The following is a 22,219-nucleotide window of genomic DNA, read 5'->3' on the forward strand; positions in this document are numbered from 1 at the left end:
GGGATAATCGATGGAAACGCATGGCTGGGATGGTCTGGACGAGTTCGTCGCCGTGGTGGAAACGGGCGGCTTCTTGCGGGCGGCCGAGCGGTTGCGGGTGTCGTCGTCGCATGTCAGCCGCCAGATCGCACGCCTGGAAGAACGGCTCCAGGCGCGGCTGCTGTACCGCACCACCCGGCGGGTGTCGCTCACCGAAGCCGGGCAGGCGTTTTATGTCCGCTGCCAGCGCCTGATCGAAGAACGCAACCAGGCCTTCCAGGCGGTCAGCGACCTGAACAGCGCCCCGACCGGCCTGCTCCGCATGACGGCGGCGGTCGCGTACGGCGAGCGTTTCATCGTGCCGCTGGTCAACGAATTCATGGGGCGCCACCCTCGGTTGCGGGTCGAGATCGAACTCACCAACCGCACGCTCGATCTCGTCCAGGAGGGCTACGACCTGGCCATTCGCCTTGGCCGCCTGAACGACTCCAGCCTGGTGGCGACCCGCCTGGCGCCACGGGCGATGTACCTCTGCGCAGCGCCGGAGTACCTGGCGCGCTACGGACGCCCGCACACCCTCTCGGAACTGGCGCAGCATAACTGCCTGATCGGCACCAGCGATGTCTGGACCTTTCGCCAGGACAATCGCGAGCACAGCATCCGGCCAACCGGCAACTGGCGCTGCAACAGCGGCGAGGCGGTGCTCGACGCGACGCTGCGCGGCTTCGGCCTCTGTCAGCTGCCGGACTACTACGTACTGGAGCCACTGCGCCAGGGTCGGCTGGTCTCGCTGCTGGAGACCAACCAGCCGCCGAACACGGCCGTCTGGGCGGTCTACCCGCAGCGCCGCCTGCTCTCGGCCAAGGTGGCGCAACTGATCGAAGCGCTGAAGGCCGGCCTCGCCCAGCGACCGGAGTACCGACCGGTTTCCGCCCCCAGACCCTGAGCGCAGCGGCGCTGCTGACCGATGGGCGGATCGATCGGAACCCTCTCGAGGTCCTCCCGTCGTAACTGCAAAGGGCCGACCGCCCTTTTGCGCCCCACTGCGCCTTGCGCCATTCAGGAGACCTCCATGCACATCCAAGTGAATAGCAATCAGAGCATCGACGTGACTCAGGGCCTGGAAGACAGCATTCGCGCCACCCTGGAGAGCGAACTCGAGCGTTTCGAAGACTTCCTCACCCGGGTGGAGGTACACATCAACGACGAAAACGCGGGCAAATCCGGCCCGCAGGACAAGCGTTGCCAGATCGAGGCGCGAATGAAGCACCACGATCCGCTATCGGTAACGCACAAGGCCGAGTCCCTCGACCTGGCGATCGATGGCGCCGCCACCAAGATGACCCATGCGCTGGAGCACACCATCGGCAAGCTCAGCCGCTGAGCACAACAGACCTGACGCTGATCACTCCGTTACGAGGTGCCTCATGTCACTGACCCGTGAAACGCTCAAACGCCTTCTGGCCGTGAAGGAAAAACCCTGCCTCTCGCTGTACCAACCCACGCATCGCAGCTTCCCCGAGCGCGAGCAGGACCCCATCCGCTTCAAGCAGCTCGTCCGCCAACTTGAAGATTCGCTGAAAAAGCAGGGAGTTACCGACTACCAGTCGCTCACGGCGCCCTTCCATAAGCTGATCGACGACGTCGATTTCTGGAATTCGAATCGCGACGGCCTGGCCGTGTTTGCCGCGCCGGGTTACTTCGAGTGGTTCCGCCTGCAACGCAAGGTCCCGGAGCTGGCGGTCGCGAACGACCGCATGCACGTCAAGCCTCTGCTGCGCATCGCACAATCGGCCGATCGCTACCAGATACTCGCCATCACGCTCGACTCGGTGAAGCTCTACGAGGGCAACCGTGACGGTATCGACGAAATCCGCCTGGCCGATGGCGTGCCGGCCACCCTCGAGGAGGCGCTTGGGCGCGAGCTGACGGAAAAAGGCCAGTCCGGCTTTCCGCAGGGGTTCAGCCGCGCCAGCGAACGCGGCGACCCGATGCAGATGGAAGCGGGCGGCGCCGGGCGCCAGGATGAGATCGACCGCGACCGCGAGCGCTTCTTTCGCGAAGTCGACAAGGCGATCCTCGAACATCACTCCAAGCCAAGCGGCCTGCCCCTGATTCTCGCTGCGTTGCCGGAGCATCAGGCCGTTTTCCGCAAGCTCAGCCACAACACCTTCCTGCTGCCGGAGGGCATCGAGAAAGACCATGCACTGCTCGGCCGGGACGAACTGCGTCAGTTGAGCTGGGACGTCATGCAGCCCAGATACCTGAAACGCCTGACGGGCCTGCTCGATCAATTTGGCGAATCCCGCGGCCAGGGCCTGGCGACCGATGAAATCGAAGAGATCGGCCACTCGATCGTCGAAGGCCGCGTGGCGACCCTGCTGGTCGAGGCCGAGCGGCAGATACCCGGCCAGGCCGATCCGACGGAGGGCAAGGCATTGCCAGCCACGGCGCAATCGGCCACGACCCCCGACCTGCTCGACGAACTGACGGTCTGGACCTTCGAGCACGGCGGAGACGTAGTGGTGGTGCCCAAGGACCGCATGCCGACCAAGAGCGGCGTGGCCGCCCTCTACCGCTACTGAAGCGAACTACAGCGGGTCGCCCCAGGCCCGCTGTAGCCACTCCAGGTCTTCCGGCCGGGTAACCTTGATGTTGTCGGTCCGCCCCTCGACCAGTCGCGGGGAATAACCGAGACGCTCCATGGCCGATGCTTCGTCGGTCACCTGGGTGCAGGCTGCCAGCGCATCGCTCAGGGCGGCGCGCAGCAGGCCGAGACGAAACATCTGGGGCGTGTAGGCCTGCCAGATCGCGGCGCGGTCGAGCGTCTGCACGACGCGCCCGTCGGGACCGATGAGCTTGAGAGTGTCGCGACTCGGCCCGGCAAGCAGGCCGCCCACCGGGTCGTCGGCCAGCGTCGCGAGCAGGCGCGCCAGGTCTTCTGGAGCCAGGTTCGGACGAGCAGCGTCATGCACCAGCACCCAGGCGTGCTCATTCACGCCAGCGGCCACCAGCCGGTCCAACGCACTGAGCACCGAGTCGGCGCGCTCCTTGCCGCCGGGTGCGGTCCACACCCGCTCGTCGGCAGCCTGTGCAACATGCGGCCAGTAAGGGTCGTCGGAGGAAAGGCTGACGACCACGCGCTGCAGCCCCGGCTGAGCCAGCAGCCGTGCAAGGGTGTGTTCGAGAATGGTCCGCCCGGAAAGGGTCAGGTACTGCTTGGGCCGATCGGCCCGCATGCGACTGCCAACGCCGGCCGCGGGGACGACGCACCAGAACGGCAGAGAAGAAGGAGGGTTCATTCGGTCAGCTGGTAAAGGGTTTCCCCTTCCTTGAGCATGCCGAGTTCGTGGCGGGCGCGTTCCTCGACGGTTTCCATCCCTTCCTTGAGTTCCATCACTTCCGCTTCCATGAGACGGTTGCGCTCGAGCAATCGCTCGTTCTCGCCGCGCTGTTCGGCAATCTGGCGCTTGAGTTCAGTGACCTGCGCCAAGCTGCCCTCGCCAACCCAGAGACGGTATTGAAGGCCGCCCAGCACCAGCAGCAGCCCGATGAAAATCCAGTAACGGCTACGCATGGCGAACCCCGGATACCGACGGGCGCAGGCCCCCAACAACCCTGACGACGGCCGCGCGAGCACGGATCGAACGGGATCGAATGGGAGCGAAAACGGGTCGGGACGAATACATGGGGGTCAGTGCCATTGAAAAGGGCGGCAAGGGCCGCCCTTTTATCACGCCTTCGATCAGCCGCGGAACTCGCTGCGGCCACGGTAAGCGGCCTTTCCGCCCAGTTGTTCTTCGATGCGCAGCAACTGGTTGTACTTGGACACCCGATCCGAACGGCAGAGCGAGCCGGTCTTGATCTGGCCCGCCGCGGTACCGACCGCCAGATCGGCGATGGTGCTGTCCTCGGTTTCGCCGGAGCGATGCGAAATCACCGCGGTGTAGCCGGCAGCCTTGGCCATCTGGATGGCTTCGAGCGTCTCGGTCAGCGAGCCGATCTGATTGAACTTGATCAGGATCGAGTTGGCGATGCCCTTGTCGATACCTTCCTTGAGGATCTTCGTGTTGGTGACGAAGAGATCGTCGCCGACGAGCTGGACCTTCTCGCCGATCTTGTCGGTCAGTGCCTTCCAACCGTTCCAGTCGGACTCGTCCATGCCATCTTCGATGGAGATGATCGGGTAACGCTGAGTCAGCCCGGCCAGGTAATCGGCGAAACCGTTGGCGTCGAACGTCTTGCCCTCGCCGGACAGGTTGTACTGGCCGTCCTTGTAGAACTCGCTCGAGGCGCAGTCCAAGGCCAGGGTGATGTCGCTGCCGAGCTTGTAGCCCGCCTTTTCCACCGCTTCGGCGATGGCACCCAGAGCATCCTCGTTGGATGCCAGGTTCGGGGCGAAACCGCCCTCGTCGCCCACCGCCGTATTGAGCCCGCGCGCCTTCAGCACCGCCTTGAGGTGGTGGAAGATCTCCGCGCCCATGCGCAGCGCGTCGGCGAAACTCTTCGCGCCGACCGGCTGGACCATGAACTCCTGGATGTCGACGTTGTTATCGGCGTGCTCGCCGCCATTGATGATGTTCATCATCGGCACCGGCATGGAGTACTGGCCAGGCGTGCCGTTGAGGTTGGCGATGTGCGCGTACAGCGGCAAATCGGCATCCTGCGCTGCGGCTTTGGCGGCGGCCAGCGACACGGCGAGGATGGCATTGGCGCCCAGCTTGGCCTTGTTCTCGGTGCCGTCCAGCTCGATCATCGCGCGGTCGAGGGCCTTCTGGTCCGCCGGATCCTTGCCCAGCAGGAGGTCGCGAATCGGTCCGTTGATATTGCCGACCGCCTTGAGCACGCCTTTGCCCAGATAACGGCTCTTGTCGCCATCACGCAGCTCCAGCGCCTCGCGGGAGCCGGTGGAGGCGCCAGACGGGGCGCAGGCGCTGCCGACGATGCCGTTGTCGAGGATCACGTCCGCTTCGACGGTTGGATTGCCGCGCGAGTCCAGAACCTCACGTCCCTTGATGTCGACGATTTTTGCCATTGTTATCAACACTCCATAAGTGGCTTCAAGCAGGGGCTTCAAGCGGTTTCGATTGGCGGAAAGCTCTTGATCAGGTCATCGAGGCGCTTGAGCTGCGTCAGGAACGGCTCGAGCTTGTTCAACCGCAGGGCGCAAGGGCCGTCGCACTTGGCCTGTTCAGGGTCCGGATGCGCCTCGAGGAACAGGCCGGCAAGCCCTTGGCTCAGACCGGCCTTGGCCAGATCGGTCACCTGCGCACGGCGGCCGCCGGCGGAATCGGCTCGGCCGCCGGGCATCTGCAAGGCATGAGTGACGTCGAAGATCAGCGGGTACTGGAACTGCTTCATGATGCCGAAGCCGAGCATGTCGACGACCAGATTGTTGTAACCGAACGACGAACCCCGCTCGCAGAGGATGAGCTGTTCATTTCCGGCTTCCTCGCACTTGGCGAGGATGTGCTTCATTTCCTGGGGTGCAAGGAACTGGGCTTTCTTGATATTGATCACCGCCCCCGTCTTGGCCATCGCCACCACCAGGTCGGTTTGCCGCGACAGGAAGGCCGGCAACTGGATGACGTCGCAGACCTCGGCGACAGGCTGCGCCTGGTAGGGCTCGTGCACGTCGGTGATGACCGGGACGTTGAAGGTCTTCTTGATCTCTTCGAAGATCTTCAACCCTTCGTCCAGGCCCGGGCCACGGAAGGAATTGATTGAGGACCGATTGGCCTTGTCGAAGCTGGCCTTGAAGACGTAGGGAATGCCGAGCTTGCCGGTGACTTCCACATAGGCCTCGCAGATCTGCATGGCGAGGTCGCGGGACTCGAGCACGTTCATCCCGCCGAACAGCACGAAGGGCTTGTCGTTGGCGACGTCGATCTGGCCGACACGGATGGTCTTCTGAGTCATGCCTTGCTTCCCTTGTAGGTCAGAGCGGCGTTGACGAAACCGCTGAACAGCGGGTGACCGTCACGCGGTGTCGAGGTGAATTCCGGGTGGAACTGGCACGCCACGAACCAGGGATGATCCGGCGCCTCTACCACCTCGACCAGCGCGCCGTCACCGGAACGGCCGGTGATGCGCAGGCCGGCGGCCTGAATCTGCGGCAGCAGGTTGTTGTTCACCTCGTAGCGATGGCGATGGCGCTCGACGATACGATCCTTGCCATAGCAGTCGTGGACATGGGAGGCGGGTTCCAGCTGGCACTCCTGAGCACCAAGGCGCATGGTGCCGCCCAGATCGGACGCTTCGGTGCGGGTTTCCTTGGAACCGGTCGCATCGGCCCACTCGGTAATCAGGCCGACCACCGGATGAGCGCTGTTGCGGTCGAACTCCGTCGAGTTCGCATCGGTCCAGCCGAGCACGTCACGCGCATATTCGATGACCGCCACCTGCATGCCCAGGCAGATGCCGAGATACGGGATCTTGTTTTCCCGGGCATATTTGACCGTGGTGATCTTGCCCTCGACCCCGCGCAGGCCGAATCCGCCCGGCACGAGGATGGCGTCCATTCCTTCGAGCAGCCCGGTGCCCTGGGTCTCGATGTCTTCCGAATCGATGTAGCGTACGTTCACCTTGGTACGACTCTGTATGCCCGCGTGGCTCAGCGCCTCGATCAGAGATTTGTAGGCATCCAGAAGTTCCATGTACTTGCCGACCATGGCGATGGTGACTTCTTTCTCAGGGTTGAGCTTCGCGTCGACGACCCGGTCCCACTCGGACAGGTCGGCGCCGCCGCATTCCAGGCCGAAGCGCTCGACGACGTAATCGTCGAGCCCCTGAGCATGCAGCACGCCTGGGATCTTGTAGATGGTGTCGACATCCTCGAGCCCGATGACAGCGCGCTCTTCAACGTTGGTGAACAGCGCGATCTTGCGCCGCGAGGACATGTCGATCGGATGATCGGAGCGACAGATGAGCACATCGGGCTGCAGGCCGATGGAGCGCAGCTCTTTCACGGAGTGCTGGGTCGGCTTGGTCTTGGTTTCACCCGCCGTGGCGATGTAAGGCACCAGCGTGAGGTGCATCAGCATGGCGCGCTTGGCACCCACTTCCACGCGCAGCTGGCGGATCGCCTCGAGGAACGGCTGGGATTCGATGTCACCGACGGTGCCGCCGATCTCGACCAGCGCGACATCCGCATCGCCGGCACCCTTGATGATGCGCCGCTTGATCTCGTCGGTGATGTGGGGGATGACCTGGATGGTCGCGCCGAGGTAATCGCCACGACGCTCGCGCCGCAGCACGTCCTCGTAGACGCGACCGGTGGTGAAGTTGTTGTTCTGGGTCATGGTCGTGCGGATGAACCGCTCGTAATGCCCAAGATCGAGGTCGGTCTCGGCGCCGTCGTGGGTGACGAAGACTTCGCCGTGCTGGAACGGGCTCATGGTGCCCGGATCGACGTTGATATAAGGGTCCAGCTTGAGCATCGTGACCTTCAGGCCCCGCGCCTCCAGGATGGCCGCCAAAGATGCCGAGGCGATGCCCTTCCCCAATGAAGAAACAACACCACCCGTGACGAAGATGTAGCGCGTCATAAGAACCCTAGAAGTCTGCGTTAAGCGGCTGGCGCCGCTGGGGAAAGCGAAGGTGCCAGCGCCTTCGTGGCGGCATGGCGAAACCCTGCGTGGCACTTGGCGCCATGCAGAAGCTTGGATAAGACGGGAGCGTAGTCTACTGGAAAGGCCCTACCAGCTCAAACCCGACTCCCGGCGGTCGGGCGACCAGCGCAACACCGGGTGACCCGTCTCGTCGTTCGTGAGGTTGGCGACCGCGATCAGCTCATCTCCCCGGTAAAGCAACGGGATGCGAGCGCGCAGGAACGGCGGCCAGCCTCGCTCGCTCAGCAATCGCTTCAGGTCGCGCCGTCCGCGCCCCGGCAGGAGGAGCGTCTCACCGCCAACGCGGTAGCGAATGTTCAAATCGGCGTTCAGATCACCGTTTAAAAGCTTCGAGACTGGCGCCACCCGGCCATTGCCTGGCAGGTCGAGCTCGCGAGCGGGGTCATGCCATGTCACTGGCGCCACGGCTGGAATCAACCAGGCGCGAGGAACGAACCAGACGCGGTCGCGGGAGCGTTGCAGTTCGCCGCCTTCGAGGCCCCAGACCGGATTCCGATCGACCGCCGCATCGCGCAGGCAGGCCCAGCCGGCCCAGTGAGCGCTGTCCGGCATCCGGCTGAAGGCGGCCAGCCAATGGCGCAGAGCATTGCGTTGGCGTGCCTCGGAAAGCGCCCGCAGCGGCGCCAGCGCCAGGCTCGGTACATCGAGCCAGGGCAGCGGTGAACCGCCGCGCGCCAGGGCAAGGTCGAGCTCGGCCAGATCGCCCAGCAAGCCATCGGCCTCACGCAAATGGTCGGCTGCGCGAGCGATCGCGGCCGGCGCCTGGGGCCAGCGCGCCTGCAAAGCTGGCAATACGGTGCGACGCAAGAGGTTGCGGGAAAGATCCGTATCGAGGTTGCTCGGATCGTCGATCCAATCGAGCCGATGGACGAGGGCGTAACGTTCGAGTTCGGCGCGGGTCACGTCCAGCAAGGGTCTCAGCAAGACGCCGCCAGAAAAAGGACGCGAAGGCGCCATGCCGCACAGCCCGCGCAGGCCGCTGCCGCGGACCAGACGGTAGAGCACCGTTTCGGCCTGATCATCGCGATGCTGCGCCGTCAACAATACTTCGCCGGCTTCAAGGTGTTTGGCCAAGGCTTCATAGCGAGCAGCCCGCGCCTGGGCTTCCAGGCTCGCCCCCGTGCGGACATTCACGCGCTCCACCGCCAGCTCGATATCCAGCGCTGCGCAGAGCCGGGCGCAATGAGCAACCCAGTCTTCGGCAGCCTGCTGAAGGCCGTGATGAACGTGCACGGCACGGATCGGCGGCAGCCGATGCTCCCGGCGCAGCGTGACGAGAAGGTGCAGGAGAACGGTGGAATCGAGCCCACCCGATAGCGCGACCCTGAACCCTGGCGCACTGAGCCAGGGTTGCAGGTTAGCGAGGAGACGCTGCGGCAGAGAATCAGGCATGGCGGCAGCGGTGCTGTGGGAGAGAGGCACCGCCCATCTGGCGACGCCTCGCGACGTCAGGCGACGCCGTAGCTCATCAGGCGGTCGTAGCGGGACGACAACAGCTTGTCCGTGTCGAGTCCCTTCAGCTCGGCAAGCTGGACGCGGTAGGTTTCGCGCATCGCCTCGGCCATGATCGCCGGATTGCGGTGGGCGCCACCCAGCGGCTCGGAAATGACCTTGTCGACGATCCCCAACCCCTTCAGGCGCTCGGCCGTGATGCCCATGGCTTCCGCCGCATCCGGCGCCTTCTCCGCTGTTTTCCAGAGAATCGACGCACAGCCTTCCGGCGAAATGACCGAGTAGGTGGAGTACTGCAGCATGTTCAACCGATCACAGACGCCGATCGCCAATGCACCACCCGAACCGCCCTCGCCCACGACCGTGGCGATGATCGGCGTCTTGAGCCGCGCCATGACCCGCAGGTTCCAGGCGATGGCCTCACTCTGGTTGCGTTCCTCGGCATCGATACCCGGATAGGCGCCGGGCGTATCGATGAAGGTGAGGATCGGCAGCTTGAAGCGCTCGGCCATTTCCATCAATCGGCAAGCCTTGCGGTAGCCTTCCGGCCGCGGCATGCCGAAGTTGCGCCGTACCTTCTCACGCACGTCCCGCCCCTTCTGATGCCCGATCACCATGACCGGCTCGCCCTCGAAACGGGCCACACCGCCGACGATCGCGTGGTCATCGGAGAAATGGCGGTCGCCATGCAGCTCATCGAACTCGGTGAACAACAGCGTGATGTAATCGAGGGTATAGGGACGGCGTGGATGGCGCGCCAGCTGAGCGATCTGCCAGCTGCTGAGGTTGCTGAAGATGCTCTCGGTCAGCGACTCGCTCTTGTCTTGCAGACGGGCGATCTCGTCGCTGATGTTCAGGGCATTGTCGTTGCCCACCAGGCGCAGCTCTTCGATCTTGGCTTGCAGGTCGGCGATCGGCTGTTCGAAATCGAGGAAATTCGGGTTCATAGTCATCCGTCATGCATCGGCCGTTCGGGCCGGGGCTGTTCCGTTTTTTGCGCCTTACCTTACGGGACGGGGGGCTTCCGGTCGAACGAAAATTACCCCCACGACCCTCGGGCGCGGCTATCGATATTGGAGGAAGACGTTGTCGCGTCCGAACTGGTCACGCAGCGTTTGGATCAGGTTATCGGCCGGGTCGATCCGCCAGTTCTCGCCGAACTGCAGCAACGCGCGGGCATCCGCCCCGGTGTATTCCATGGTGATCGGGCAGGCACCGCGGAAGCGGCCACACACGTCGGCCAGCCAGCGCAGTCGTTCACCCTGCAACGCATCGCGCACGACCCTGACCCTCAAGCTTTCGGCCAGCCCCGTGCGTGCCTCCTCCAGGCTCATCACCCGCTTGGCGCGCAGGCGCAGGCCCCCGGAGAAATCATCGTTGCTGACCTCTCCCTCGACCACCACCAGCGCGTCGGTCTGCAATAGCGCCTGGGCGCTGGCGAACGCATCGGCGAACAGCGATGCCTCGATCCGCCCCGATCGGTCATCGAGTGTGATGAAGCCCATCTTGTCGCCCTTTTTGTTCTTCATGACGCGCAGATTGACGATCAGCCCGGCGAGCGTCTGGGTTTCGCGAGACGGACGCAGGTCGACGATGCGCTGACGAGCGAACCGGCGAACCTCGCCTTCGTATTCGTCGATCGGGTGACCCGTGAGGTAAAGCCCCAGCGTTTCCTTTTCTCCGCGCAGGCGTTCCTTGAGCGACAGTTCACGCGCTTGCCGATGATTGGCGTAGACATCCGCTTCGGGTTCGGCGAACAGTCCGCCGAACAGGTCCATGTGACCGCTGTCGAGGCTGCGGGCAGTCTGCTCGGCCGCCTGGATGGCTTCCTCCATCGCCGCCAGCAGCACGGCGCGGTTCCGGTCGAGGTTCGCCTGGTAGGCCTTGGGCTCGTCGGAGAAATACGGGCCGAGCCGGTCGAGCGCACCGCCGCGGATCAGCGCCTCGAGCGTGCGCTTGTTGATGCGTTTGAGATCGACGCGGGCACAGAAATCGAACAGGTCCGCGAAGGGGCCGCTTTCGTTGCGGCACTCGACGATCGCCTCGACCGGCCCCTCGCCGACCCCCTTGATCGCACCCAGGCCGTAGACGATCCGGTTGTCATCGTCGACCGTGAACTTGAACTCTGAGTTGTTCACGTCCGGCGCGACGATGCGCAACTTCATGTTGCGGCATTCCTCGATCAGCGTGACCACCTTGTCGGTGTTGTGCATGTCCGCCGACAGCACCGCGGCCATGAAGGGCGCCGGGTGGTGCGCTTTCAGCCACGCCGTCTGGTACGAGACCAGACCGTAGGCGGCCGAGTGCGACTTGTTGAAGCCATAGCCGGCGAACTTTTCCACGAGGTCGAAGATGTTGCCGGCAAGCTCCGCATCGATGCCGTTGTTTCGGCAACCCTCGATGAACCCGCCACGCTGCTTGGCCATTTCCTCGGGCTTCTTCTTGCCCATGGCCCGGCGCAGCATGTCCGCGCCACCGAGCGTGTAACCGGCCATCACCTGCGCGATCTGCATCACCTGCTCCTGGTAGAGGATGATGCCGTAGGTGGGCTTGAGCACCGGCTCCAGCCCGGCGTATTGGTAGTCGGGGTGCGGGTAGGAAACCTCCGCACGTCCATGCTTGCGGTTGATGAAGTCGTCGACCATGCCCGATTGCAGCGGGCCGGGGCGGAACAGCGCGACGAGGGCGATCAAGTCTTCGAGGCAGTCCGGCTTGAGCTTCTTGATCAGCTCCTTCATGCCGCGCGATTCGAGCTGGAACACCGCCGTGGTCTCGGCTTTCTGCAGTAGGTCGTAGGTCCTGGCGTCATCGAGCGGAATGAAGTCGATATTGACCGGCTCGAGCCCCTTCTTGGCCTGCTCGCGGTTGATGGTCTCCATCGCCCACTTGATGATGGTCAGGGTCCTCAGGCCGAGGAAGTCGAACTTCACCAGGCCCGCCTGCTCGACGTCGTCCTTGTCGAACTGGGTCACCAGGCCACCGCCCTCCTCGTCACAGGCGATCGGCGAGAAATCGGTCAGCTTGGTCGGCGCGATCACTACACCGCCGGCGTGCTTACCGGTGCCGCGCGTGATGCCTTCGAGCTTGAGGGCCATGTCCCAGATTTCCTGGGCTTCCTCATCGTTCTTGAGGAACTCGCGTAGCGGCTCCTCCATCTCGTAGGCCTTTTCCAGCGTCATGCCCACTTCGAACGGAATCATCTTCGACAGCCGGTCCGCCAGCCCGTAGGACTTGCCCTGCACGCGCGCGACGTCGCGCACCACCGCCTTGGCCGCCATGGTGCCAAAGGTGATGATCTGGCTCACCGCGTTGCGACCGTATGCCTCGGCCACGTAGTCGATCACCCGGTCGCGGCCATCCATGCAGAAGTCGACGTCGAAGTCGGGCATGGAAATCCGTTCGGGGTTGAGGAAGCGTTCGAACAGCAGGTCATAGGCCAGCGGGTCGAGGTCGGTGATCTTCAAGACATAGGCGACCAGCGAACCGGCACCCGATCCGCGGCCAGGGCCGACCGGCACCCCGTTGTTCTTCGCCCACTTGATGAAGTCCATCACGATGAGGAAGTAGCCCGGGAAGCCCATCTGGATGATGATGTCGAGCTCGAAATTCAGCCGGTCGACGTAGACCTGCTTTTTCGCTTCGTAGTCTGGCGTGTCGGCAGGCAGAACTACTTTCAGCCGCTCTTCGAGCCCTTCGAACGACACATGACGCAGGTAATCGTCGATGCCCATTCCATTCGGCGTGGGGAAATCCGGCAGGAAGTATTTACCCAACTGCACCTCGATATTGCAGCGCCGGGCGATCTCGACGGTGTTTTCGAGCGCCTCGGGCAGATCCGAGAACAGCTCCCACATCTCCTCGGGTGTCTTGAGGTACTGCTGATTCGAATAGTTACGCGGCCTGCGCGGGTCATCGAGCGTGCGCCCCTCGCCGATGCAGACGCGTGTTTCGTGCGCCTCGAAATCTTCCGGCTTGAGGAAGCGCACGTCGTTGGTCGCGACCAGCGGCGCACCGCAGCGATCGGCAAGCGCGACCGCCGCGTGCAAATGCTCTTCGTCGTTCACGCGGTTGGTACGCTGGACTTCGAGGTAGAAGCGCTCCGGGAAGACGCCCATCCACTCGTGCAACAGGGCTTCGGCCAACGCCGGATCGCCGCCGAGCAAGGCCATGCCGACCTCCCCCTCCTTGGCCCCCGACAAGGCGATCAGCCCCTCTGCCGCCGCCTTCACCCAATCGCGCTCGATGATCACCAGTTCGTTGCGCTGACCTTCGGTCCAGCCGCGGGAAATCAGCTCGGTGAGATTGCGGTAGCCCTTCGCATTCATGGCCAACAGCGTCATGCGACTGAGCGGACCGTCTTCCTCCCGGCTGGCGAGCCAGATGTCGGCGCCGCTGATCGGTTTGATCCCCGTCCCCATGGCGGCTTTGTAGAACTTCACCAGCGAGCACATGTTGCTCTGGTCAGTGACGGCAACGGCGGGCATGCCGGCGCCAGCGACCGCCTTGACCAACGGCTTGACCCGCACCAGCCCGTCGACCAGAGAAAATTCGGTATGAAGACGTAGATGGACGAACGCGGCGGGCATGGCGGACCTGGCTCAACAAGTGGGGCGCGCGATTGTAACGCCTTTGTCCGAACGGCTGGGGGCCATTGCTAGGCATATGACCGTCGCATGACGACCGGAGCGCAACGATGCCCACTTAACCGACGATGGCCAGCCCTTCGGACAGTTCAGGCACAACGGGAATCGCTGCTTCGAGCGACAGACGGACCGGCGCGAACGATCGCCGATGTATGGGCGTCGGGCCAAGACGGTACAGGGCCTCGAGATGCTCGGCTGTCGCGTAGCCCTTGTGGGCGGCAAAGCCGTAGCCAGGATAGTCGAGGTCGAGCGATTGCATTTCACGGTCACGGCTGACCTTCGCCAGGATCGAGGCCGCGGCGATGGCTGGCACTTTCGCGTCGCCCTGAACGACTGGAGCGCTGGGAACGGCCAGTTTCGGGCAGCGATTGCCATCGATCAGGGCCAGTCTGGGCAATACGCTCAAGCCTTCGACTGCGCGTTGCATCGCCAGCATCGTCGCGTGGAGGATGTTGAGGGTGTCGATTTCCTCGACTTCCGCGCGCCCGATGCACCACGCCAGCGCCTTCTCGCAGATTTCATCGAACAACGCTTCGCGACGCACCTGCGATAGCTTCTTCGAATCGTTGAGCCCAAGGATCGGACGACTCGGATCGAGAATCACCGCTGCGGTGACCACCGGACCACACAGGGGGCCTCGCCCCACTTCGTCCACGCCAGCCACCAGCTCCTCGACCAGCTTGAAATCAAGCCCGAGCTGCATGGTTCGCCCCTATCAATTCGAGGACACCCGCCGCCGCCTCGTCCGAAGCACCTCGGCGCAGCATCCGGTGAATCTCGTCGAATCGCTCCGTCTGCACCTCGCCCCCCTGAAGCAGGCCGGCAAGCAACGATGACATTTCGTCCGGTTGCGCGGCCTCTTGCAGCAACTCAGGTACCAAGGGCGTACCCGCCAGCAGATTAGGCAACGATACGAAGGGACTCCGCACCAGACGGCGCAAAATGCGGTAGGTCAGGGGCGCCACGCGGTAGGCGACTACCATCGGCCGCTTGAACAGCAACGCCTCGAGGGTTGCCGTGCCGGACGCAATGAGCACCGCGTCGCACGCGGCAAGTGCATCATGCGAACGCCCGTCGAGCAGCATTAGCGGCAATTCGCGATGAACCAGCATCGCCTCGATCTGCTCGCGTCGCTGAGGATTAGCGCAGGGCAGCACGAACCGTACCCCTGGCCGCAGGGCACGCAGACGTTCCGCCGTGTCGAGAAACAGCGTCCCGAGCCGAGCCACTTCGCCTTCCCGGCTCCCTGGCATCAGGGCCACCACCGGCTCGTCAGTCGGCATTCCCAGCTGGTCGCGTGCCTCGGCACGGTCGATAGCCAGCGGCACGTCGTCGGCAAGCGGGTGGCCAACGAAGCGGACAGGCACGCCGTGCGTCTCATAGAAACGCGCTTCGAACGGGAAGAGTGTCAGGACCAGGTCACAAGCCGCGCGCATCTTCAACACCCGCTTCTGTCGCCACGCCCAGACTGACGGACTGACGTAATGCACGGTGCGGATGCCCGCCTGCCGCAGGGTGAGCTCGAGACCGAGGTTGAAGTCGGGCGCATCGATGCCGATGAAGACGTCGGGTTGCGCCTCGATGAGCGTGGCGGCCAGGCGCCTGCGGCGAGACAGAAGTTCGGGCAGACGACCGATCACCTCGACCAGGCCCATGACCGACAGGCGCTCCATGGGAAACAACGAGGCCAGCCCTGCTGCTTCCATACGGGCGCCACCGACACCGATGAACTCCACGTCTGGCCGTACAGCCGCAATGGACCGCATCAGGCCTGCGCCCAGGATGTCCCCGGAGGCTTCCCCGGCGACCAAGGCGATACGAAGCCGTTTCATGTCAGCGAGTGATACCGCGGTTCGACGCTTGGATGGAATCGCGGAACAGGGCGACTTCCGAGAACTGTTTGGCGGCTTCGTCGAGCTCGCACAGCGCTTCCTCCACCGTCAAACCCTGGCGATAGACCGTCTTGTAAGCACGCCGTAGGGCCTGCATGGCCTCGCTCGAGAAACCCCTGCGCTTCATGCCTTCGAAGTTCATGCTGCGCGCCTCGGCGGGATTGCCGAACACCGTGACGAACGCCGGCACGTCCTTGCCTATGGCCGTCCCCATGCCGGAAAAGGCGTGGGCGCCGATATGGCAGTACTGGTGCACCAGGGTGTACCCGGACAGGATCGCCCAATCGCCAACGTGCACATGTCCGGCCAGCGCCGTGTTGTTCACCAGGATGCAGTGATTGCCAATGACGCTGTCGTGACCGATATGCGCGTAGGCCATGATCAGGTTGTGGTTGCCCAGGGTCGTTTCGGCACGATCCTGCACCGTTCCACGGTGAATGGTGACCCCTTCGCGGATGACATTGTCGTCGCCGATGACCAGGCGAGTGGCCTCGCCCTTGTACTTCAGGTCAGGCGTGTCCTCACCGATGGAACTGAACTGGTAGATGCGATTGCGCTTGCCAATTCGGGTCGGCCCCTTGATGACGACATGCGAGGCAATGTGCGTCTCCTCACCGATGACTACGTCCGGCCCGATGATCGACCACGGACCCACCGTGACCCCGTCCGCCAACTGCGCCGAAGGATCGACGATAGCCCGGGGATCAATCGATGTCATAGCTTCTTTTCCGCGCAGATGATCTCTGCGGAGCACACCGGCTTGCCATCGACACTGGCCTGGCATTCGAATTTCCAGATGCCGCGCTTAACGCTCAGGAACTTTGCCTCGAGGATAAGTTGGTCGCCGGGCAGGACGGGCTGGCGGAAGCGCAGCTTGTCCGAGCCTACGAAGTAATAGAGGGTGCCATCGGCCGGCTTCACGTCAAGCATGCGAAAACCGAGAATGCCGGCCGCCTGCGCCATCGCCTCGATGATCAACACGCCCGGCATGATGGGATGCTGCGGAAAATGCCCGTTGAAAAACGGCTCGTTGATCGTGACGTTTTTGTAGGCGCGGATGCGCTTGGCGTCCGTGTCGAGCTCAACCACCCGATCGACCAGCAGGAACGGGTAGCGGTGCGGCAAATACTCACGAATCTCGTTGATATCCATCATGTAAAGGAGTGGCCTGTATTAGGTAAAGGGCCCGCCGTCTTGATCGGACAGGCTGTGCACGCTCAGCCAAGCAATTCAGCGGGCGAGCAATCAGGCATCAGAAGCGCCATCGTCGCTTCGGGTCACCGCTGCCAGGCGCTTTTCAAGGTCATGAATCCGGCGAGCCAGATCGTCCAGGTTACGGAACCTTGCCGCGCTGCGCTTCCAATCGGACGCCGCCTGCATCGCCGTGCCGGATGAATAGCTACCAGGCTCGGTAATCGAGCGGGTCACCATCGTCATCCCGGTCACGAAAACATTGTCGCAAACCTCGATATGGCCAACCATGCCGACCCCACCCGCGATCATGCAGTGACGGCCGATCCGCGTGCTGCCGGAAATGCCGACACAAGCGGCCATAGCGGTGTGGTCGCCGATCTGAACGTTGTGAGCGATCTGAATCTGGTTGTCCAACTTCACGCCATCGCCAAGAACGGTATCGGACAAGGCGCCCCGATCAATCGTCGTATTCGCGCCGATCTCCACGTCATCGCCGATCGTCACGCCACCGATCTGGGCGATTTTCTGCCACACGCCTCGTTCATTGGCGAAGCCAAACCCTTCCCCACCAATCACCGCACCGGACTGAATGACTACACGCTTGCCGATCGAAACATCGTGATAGAGCGTCACCCGAGGAGCGAGGCGTCCCCCTTCGCCGATCCGGCTCCGTGCGCCGACGAAGCCATGGGCACCAATGACGACATCCTTCTCGATCACGGCACCCGCTTCGATCACGACATAGGCGCCGATGCTGGCGCTGGGATCGATCTTTGCGCCAGGCGCAATCTCCGCTGTCGGATGTACGCCTGCCACACTGTCAGGCCGGGTCTCGAACAAGTGAGACGCCTGGGCGTAAGCGAGATAAGGATTGGTGACGACAACAGCCACCCCATCGTATGAAAGCGCGTCGGCCTCGGTCAGCAGAACGGCTGCTGCCTGGGTGGAGGCAAGGAAACGCCGATACTGCGCATTGGCCAGAAAGCTGACCTGATCCGGTCCAGCTTCCTGCAGCGTCGCGAGGCCGGCGATCGGTTCACGGCGCTCGCCGCGAACGGTACCTCCTACCCGCTCGGCCAATTGTTCCAGCGTGATCATCGGACCCAGGCCCTTATCAGCGCATCTGGTTCATGCGCTCGATGACCTGGCGGGTGATGTCGAACTGTGGCTTGACGTCCACGACAGCACCACGCTCGAGCACCAAGTCGTAGTCACCGCTCTTGATGACTTCCTCGACAGCCTTGTCGAGCTTGGGCTTGAGCTGCTTGAGCATGTCACGATCAGCTACCGCCTTGGCCTCGTTCAGCTCCTTGGATTGGAACTGGAAATCGCGCGCCTTCTGCTTGAACTCGAGCTCCAGCCGCTCGCGCTCGGCTTGCTGCATCTTTTCGCCGTCCTTGACCAGACGATCCTGGATCCGCTTCGCATCGCTCTCCAGAGCCTTCAGCTTGTCGAGTTGCGGGCCGAACTTTTTCTCCGCATCGACGGCGTAACGCTTGGCGGCGTCCGACTCGAGCAGTGCCATCTGATAGTTCAGGACCGCGATTTTCATCTCGGCAAAAACGGGGCCCGCGACGAGCATCGAAGCGAGAAGGGACAATTGAATGAGCTTACGCACGGGAGACGACTCCTGAATGAAACACGGACATCAGAATGTTTGTCCGAGAGAGAACTGGAAGACCTGGGGATCGGAATTTTCGGGTTTGACGACCGGCATGGCCAAGCTGAAGCTCAGGGGTCCAAGCGCTGTGATCCACGTCAGTCCGACACCAACGGAGCTGGCCATGTCGCCGAAATCGATGTCGCTGCAGTTGCCTTTCGCTTCTGCCGCCGCGGCACAGTTGGTATCGAAGACATTACCGACATCCCAGAAAACCGACGTTCGCAACGAGCGCTGGTCCTTGACGAACGGCATTGGGAACAGCACTTCCAGGCCGCCCTGCACCAATACGTTGCCACCATAAGGGAGCGGGTCCTGATCCGGGTCCTTGACCGTGCCCGGGTTGGTTCCGTCGCTCGGCGTGCTGCGGGGGCCAAGGCTGCTATCTTCGAAGCCGCGAACCGAACTGAAGCCACCCGCATAGTAATGCTCATAGAACGGCAGGCTCGAGGTCGAGCCGAAGCTATCCCCGTAGCCCAGTTGGGTATGCATGCGCAGCGTGTAGGTCCGGCTGATCGGCACGAACAACTGAGCGTCGTAGTCCAGCTTATAGAACGACAGGTCGCTGCCCGGGATGGTCGACTCGAGCACCACGCTCTGCGAATGGCCACGCGTTGCCAGCACGCCGCGGTTCAGGGTCGACTCGGACCAGCCGGCCGACGCTTTGAAGTTGAGGTAGCTATCCCCTTCTTGTTCGATGAAGTCGAAAATCTCATCGACGGTGTAGAGACCGGTATCGATGCTGTCCTGCTGAACCGCAAGACCGAACGACAGACGAGAGGTCTCGCTGATGGGGTAACCGATGTTCATGCCGGCACCCATGCTATCGACGGCATAGCTCGAAATGTCGTAGTCGAGTTCGTCGTAGTCGGTGGTGCGGTAGAAGGCGTTGTAGCCCAGGCTGACCCCGTCCTCGGTCCAGTAGGGATCGACGAAGCCGAAGTTGTAGCGCGTCTGGTATTCGCTGCGCGTCAGACCAAGGCTCACGCGATTACCCGTACCCAGGAAGTTGTTCTGACTGATCGCGCCACCGAGGATGAGGCCCGCATTCTGCGCGAAACCGATACTGGCCGTGATGGACCCGGAAGGCTGCTCCTCGACCGTGTAGTTGACGTCGATCTGGTCGTCCGTGCCCGGCACCGGAGGGGTCTCGACGTTCACTTCCTTGAAGAAGCCGAGCCGCTCGAGCCGAGTCTTGGACTGGTCGATCAGATAAGTCGAAGCCCAGCCACCTTCCATCTGGCGCATTTCACGTCGCAGCACTTCGTCTTCGGTCTTGGTGTTGCCACGGAAGTTGATTCGGTTCACGTAGGCACGCTTGCCGGGGTCGACGACGAACGTGATCGAGACCGTGTTGTCCTCGTCGTTCGCCTCCGGCACACCGTTCACGTTTGCGAAGGTATAGCCTTCATTGCCCAGGCGGCGGGTGATGAGTTCGGAGGTGGTAGTCATCACCTTGCGCGAGAAAACCTGCCCTTCCTTCACCAGCAGCAACGACTCCAGCTCTTCCTGAGGAACCTTCAGGTCGCCACTGAGCTTCACCTCGCTGACACGATAACGCTCGCCTTCATCAACGTTGACGGTGATGTAAACGTCTTTCTTGTCCGGCGTGATGGAGACCTGGGTCGAGCTGATATCCATGTTGATATAGCCGCGATCCAGATAATAGGAGCGGAGTCGCTCCAAATCGCCCGAGAGTTTCTCACGCGCATACTTGTCGTCGTTCTTGAAGAACGAGAGCCAATTGCTGGTCTTCAACTCGAACAGATCGGTCAACTCTTCATCGGAGAAAACCGAATTTCCGACCACATTGATGTGCTTGATCGCGGCGACCGAGCCCTCATTGATGTCGATTTCGAGCGCGACCCGATTGCGCGGCTGAGGAACGACCTTCGCTTCGATATCGGCCGAATAACGACCCTGCGCCACGTATTGGCGCAGCAGCTCGTTTCGAACCCCTTCCAGCGTCGCTTGCTGAAAGATCTCGCCTTCGGCCAGTCCCGACTGCTGAAGACCACTAAGCAAGTCCTCGGTCTTTATCGCCTTGTTGCCTTCAATCTCGATACGCGAAATCGACGGGCGCTCGACCACCGTAACGACCAGCACATCGCCGTCTCGACCGAGTCGGATGTCTTCGAAAAAACCAGTCCGGAACAGGGCCCGCGTCGCCTCGACGAGCCGACGGTCATCGACCGAGTCGCCGACGTTGAGCGGAAGTGCGCCAAAGACGCTTCCCGCTGAGACACGCTGCAGGCCGTTGACGCGGATATCGGAAATGGTGAAGGACTCGGCGTGAACTTCGGTGACCATCAGAGCGGAAATCACCGCAGGTAGCAGCAGACGTTTCATGAAGTCCTTTCTTATACAGACTTGATTGACGAGCCGGCGCGAAGCGCGGACATAGGTCGCAGGGTTAGAGTCGGCCTAGATCGTTGACTAGCGCGAGCAGCATGACGCCCACCACAAGGCTGATTCCGATCTGCATCCCCCATCCCTGCACCCGCTCGGATAATGGACGCCCACGGACCCACTCGATCATGTAGAAGAGCAGGTGACCGCCGTCGAGTACCGGTATCGGTAAGAGATTGAGCACCCCCAGGCTAATGCTCAGATAGGCAAGGAAATTGAGGAAGTCTCCTAGGCCGGACTGGGCAGAAGCGCCGGCCACTTTAGCAATCGTTATGGGGCCACTCAAGTTTTTTACGGAGAGCTCGCCAAGGAGCATTTTCTTCAACGAATCCAGGGTGAGGAGGCTCATTTCCCAGGTTCGCTCGAAACTTCGCGCGACCGCGCTCAAGGGGTCGTAGCTGATCGTGCGCGTCATGCCGTCAGGCCACTGGACGCCCTTCACGCCAGCACCGAGAAAGCCAAACTGCTCGCCTTGCTGCTCTCGCGAACCGAGCGTCACCTCAATCTCTCGAGTCTTGCCGTCCCGCTCGAATTGCAACGCCACCAATTTGCCTGGGCGCGCCCGTACCGCCTCGACCAGATCGCTCCACTGGGTGATCGGCACGTCATCGACCCGCAGCAGCTTGTCGCCGACCGTTATTCCCGCCTGTTCAGCCGGCCCACGGGGCTCGAGCTCAGCAACAACAGCAGGCACTTCGGGGCGCCATGGCCTGATGCCGAGCGCGGCGATCGGATCCGGTTCTTCGACGGACTGAAGCCATTGCCGGAGCGGAACGGACACCGATCGAGAAGCACCGCCCTCTTCCTGGAGTTCCAGCGTGAGCGTGCCCGTCTCGCCAAGCCGTCGGACCAACTGTAGATTGACCGCCGACCAACCGGCGGTAGGCTCGCCATCGATGGAAATGATTTCCTGACCCGGTTCGATACCCGCCTGGGCGGCCAGACTATCCGGTTGCACAGCGCCCACGACAGGTCGTATCTGCTCGCTGCCCAGCATGGCGATCAGCCAGAAGAACAACAGAGCCAGCAGAAAGTTGGCCGCGGGGCCGGCGGATACGATGGCGAAGCGTTGCCTGACGGTCTTGCGGTTGAAGGCCTGCTGAAGGAGTTCCGGCGCCACCGGTGCTTCACGCTCGTCGAGCATCTTTACGTAGCCACCCAGCGGAATGGCTGCGATGACGAACTCGGTGCCCTGCCGATCGTGCCAACGAACCAGCGGCTTACCGAAGCCGACGGAAAAGCGCAGGACTTTCACCCCGCAGTGTCGGGCCACCCAGAAGTGCCCGTATTCGTGGAAGGTGACCAGCACACCGAGCGCAATGAGCGTCCCGATGATCATGTACAGCGCACTCATCTCAA

General features: G+C 62.6%; 18 protein-coding genes and 1 pseudogene. 3 read left to right on the top strand and 16 right to left on the bottom strand.

The window, feature by feature from the left end; all coding sequences use genetic code 11:
* The first annotated feature begins 10 nt into the window (after positions 1–10).
* The 3 genes and pseudogenes from D7325_RS10940 to D7325_RS10950 all read left to right on the top strand — a co-directional run bounded on the left by D7325_RS10940 (position 11) and on the right by D7325_RS10950 (position 2,564).
* A complete protein-coding gene (locus D7325_RS10940; protein ID WP_120995613.1) occupies positions 11–925 on the top strand; it encodes a LysR family transcriptional regulator in 915 nt (304 codons plus the stop codon).
* A 126-nt stretch (positions 926–1,051) separates the two neighbouring features.
* A pseudogene (locus tag D7325_RS10945) lies at positions 1,052–1,354 on the top strand (HPF/RaiA family ribosome-associated protein); the annotation flags it as partial.
* A gap of 52 nt (positions 1,355–1,406) precedes the next feature.
* Positions 1,407–2,564, top strand: a complete 1,158-nt coding sequence (locus tag D7325_RS10950) for a baeRF3 domain-containing protein (RefSeq protein ID WP_120995615.1) — start codon at positions 1,407–1,409, stop codon at positions 2,562–2,564.
* A 6-nt stretch (positions 2,565–2,570) separates the two neighbouring features.
* Here D7325_RS10950 and ispD read toward each other — a convergent pair whose 3' ends face one another.
* The 16 genes from ispD to rseP all read right to left on the bottom strand — a co-directional run bounded on the left by ispD (position 2,571) and on the right by rseP (position 22,214).
* Positions 2,571–3,281: a 2-C-methyl-D-erythritol 4-phosphate cytidylyltransferase gene (ispD, locus tag D7325_RS10955; protein ID WP_120995616.1), complete on the bottom strand. Its 711-nt coding sequence runs from the start codon at positions 3,279–3,281 to the stop codon at positions 2,571–2,573.
* Positions 3,278–3,556, bottom strand: a complete 279-nt coding sequence (locus D7325_RS10960) for a septum formation initiator family protein (protein WP_120995617.1) — start codon at positions 3,554–3,556, stop codon at positions 3,278–3,280. The genes ispD and D7325_RS10960 overlap by 4 nt, the downstream gene beginning before the upstream one ends.
* 168 nt (positions 3,557–3,724) lie before the next feature.
* The gene (eno, locus tag D7325_RS10965; protein WP_120995618.1) at positions 3,725–5,014 is read right to left on the bottom strand and encodes a phosphopyruvate hydratase; all 1,290 of its coding nucleotides are present in this window, start codon (positions 5,012–5,014) and stop codon (positions 3,725–3,727) included.
* Between the two features lie 38 nt (positions 5,015–5,052).
* Complete coding sequence (kdsA, locus tag D7325_RS10970; RefSeq protein WP_120995619.1) at positions 5,053–5,898, bottom strand: 3-deoxy-8-phosphooctulonate synthase; 846 nt, start codon at positions 5,896–5,898, stop codon at positions 5,053–5,055.
* A complete protein-coding gene (locus D7325_RS10975; RefSeq protein WP_120995620.1) occupies positions 5,895–7,526 on the bottom strand; it encodes a CTP synthase in 1,632 nt (543 codons plus the stop codon). Before D7325_RS10975 ends, kdsA begins: the two co-directional genes overlap by 4 nt.
* A 150-nt stretch (positions 7,527–7,676) precedes the next feature.
* A complete protein-coding gene (gene tilS / locus D7325_RS10980; RefSeq protein WP_120995621.1) occupies positions 7,677–9,002 on the bottom strand; it encodes a tRNA lysidine(34) synthetase TilS in 1,326 nt (441 codons plus the stop codon).
* A gap of 56 nt (positions 9,003–9,058) precedes the next feature.
* Entirely contained in the window at positions 9,059–10,009 is a 951-nt protein-coding gene (locus tag D7325_RS10985; protein ID WP_120995622.1) for an acetyl-CoA carboxylase carboxyltransferase subunit alpha, read from the bottom strand.
* Positions 10,010–10,126: 117 nt separating this feature from the next.
* Complete coding sequence (dnaE, locus tag D7325_RS10990) at positions 10,127–13,648, bottom strand: DNA polymerase III subunit alpha (protein WP_120995623.1); 3,522 nt, start codon at positions 13,646–13,648, stop codon at positions 10,127–10,129.
* Between the two features lie 115 nt (positions 13,649–13,763).
* Positions 13,764–14,408 carry a ribonuclease HII gene (gene rnhB / locus D7325_RS10995; protein WP_120995624.1) on the bottom strand — a complete coding sequence of 215 codons (645 nt, stop codon included), beginning with the start codon at positions 14,406–14,408 and terminating at the stop codon, positions 13,764–13,766.
* The gene (gene lpxB / locus D7325_RS11000) at positions 14,392–15,537 is read right to left on the bottom strand and encodes a lipid-A-disaccharide synthase (RefSeq protein WP_120995625.1); all 1,146 of its coding nucleotides are present in this window, start codon (positions 15,535–15,537) and stop codon (positions 14,392–14,394) included. Before lpxB ends, rnhB begins: the two co-directional genes overlap by 17 nt.
* Position 15,538: 1 nt before the next feature.
* Positions 15,539–16,315, bottom strand: coding sequence for an acyl-ACP--UDP-N-acetylglucosamine O-acyltransferase (lpxA, locus tag D7325_RS11005; RefSeq protein ID WP_120995626.1), 777 nt, complete (start codon positions 16,313–16,315; stop codon positions 15,539–15,541).
* Positions 16,312–16,752 (bottom strand): 3-hydroxyacyl-ACP dehydratase FabZ, encoded by a 441-nt coding sequence (gene fabZ, locus D7325_RS11010; RefSeq protein WP_120995627.1) that lies wholly within the window; start codon positions 16,750–16,752, stop codon positions 16,312–16,314. Before fabZ ends, lpxA begins: the two co-directional genes overlap by 4 nt.
* Positions 16,753–16,842: 90 nt before the next feature.
* The gene (gene lpxD, locus D7325_RS11015; protein WP_120995628.1) at positions 16,843–17,889 is read right to left on the bottom strand and encodes a UDP-3-O-(3-hydroxymyristoyl)glucosamine N-acyltransferase; all 1,047 of its coding nucleotides are present in this window, start codon (positions 17,887–17,889) and stop codon (positions 16,843–16,845) included.
* A 16-nt stretch (positions 17,890–17,905) separates the two neighbouring features.
* Entirely contained in the window at positions 17,906–18,409 is a 504-nt protein-coding gene (locus tag D7325_RS11020) for an OmpH/Skp family outer membrane protein (protein ID WP_120995629.1), read from the bottom strand.
* A 30-nt stretch (positions 18,410–18,439) separates the two neighbouring features.
* Complete coding sequence (bamA, locus tag D7325_RS11025) at positions 18,440–20,800, bottom strand: outer membrane protein assembly factor BamA (protein ID WP_120995630.1); 2,361 nt, start codon at positions 20,798–20,800, stop codon at positions 18,440–18,442.
* A 64-nt stretch (positions 20,801–20,864) separates the two neighbouring features.
* The gene (rseP, locus tag D7325_RS11030; protein ID WP_120995631.1) at positions 20,865–22,214 is read right to left on the bottom strand and encodes a sigma E protease regulator RseP; all 1,350 of its coding nucleotides are present in this window, start codon (positions 22,212–22,214) and stop codon (positions 20,865–20,867) included.
* Positions 22,215–22,219: the final 5 nt, after the last annotated feature.

The sequence above is a fragment of the Stutzerimonas urumqiensis genome, assembly GCF_003640395.1.
Taxonomy (GTDB): Bacteria; Pseudomonadota; Gammaproteobacteria; order Pseudomonadales; family Pseudomonadaceae; genus Stutzerimonas; species Stutzerimonas urumqiensis.